Consider the following 976-nt stretch of genomic DNA (forward strand, 5'->3'; position numbering starts at 1 on the left):
TGTCGTCGGTGCCGTTGCAGCAGACGTTGCGGCATCTGCAGGCCGGGTTCGTGGCGTTCTGGGACAAGCGGTCCCGGCACCCGAGGTTCAAGTCCAAACGCAAATCCAGGGCGTCGGCGGAGTACACCCGCTCCGCGTTCCGGTGGCGTGCTGCTTCCTCTCCGGAAGGGGCCGAGAAACGTGCTCCTACATGCGACGGCCAGCTCACCCTGGCCAAGATGACCGCGCCGCTGAACATCGTCTGGTCCCGACCGTTGCCCGAAGGGGCGGAGCCGTCGACGGTCACGGTGTCTCGGGATGCGGCGGGCCGCTGGTTCGTGTCCCTGCTGGTCGAGGACCCGACGGTGAAGCCGCTGCCGCCGGTTGCGGCCGTGGTTGGTGTGGATGCGGGCATCACCAGTCTGCTCACCCTGTCCCACCCGATGGCGGGGGTGAGCGACGAGCAGGGCAAGGTGGCCAACCCGCGGTACGGGCAGGCCGACGGGCGGAAGCTGGCCAAGGCGCAGCGGAACCTGTCCCGCAAACAGAAGGACTCCGCGAACCGGGCGAAGGCCCGGCTGAAGGTGGCCCGGATTCACGCCCGGATCGCCGATCGGCGGCGGGACCATTTGCACCAGCTGACCACTCGGCTCGTCCGTGAGACCCAAACGGTCGCGATCGAAGACCTCAGCGTGCGCAACATGCTCCGCAACCGCCATCTGGCCCGCGTCATCTCCGATGCGGCCTGGGGTCAGTTCCGCAGCATGCTGGAGTACAAAGCCCAGTGGTACGGGCGGAAGGTGATCCCCGTCAACCGGTGGCTGCCCACGTCCAAAACCTGCTCCGGGTGCGGGCGGATCAACACCACACTCACCCTCAACGAGCGCTCCTGGACGTGCCCCGGGTGCGGGGTCGTGCACGACCGGGACATCAACGCCGCGACAAACATCCTCGCCGCCGGGCTGGCGGAGAGGTAAAACGCCTGCGGAGCTGACAG

At 67.8% G+C, this 976-nt stretch carries 1 protein-coding gene; it reads left to right on the forward strand.

Translation table 11 applies throughout. From position 1 onward, the window contains the following. On the forward strand, positions 1 to 956 hold a 956-nt coding region (locus ACY34I_RS40480), incomplete at its 5' end, for an RNA-guided endonuclease InsQ/TnpB family protein (RefSeq protein ID WP_462760842.1). Positions 957 to 976 lie beyond the last annotated feature (20 nt).

Source organism: Micromonospora sp. RTBAU3-60 (assembly GCF_054963695.1).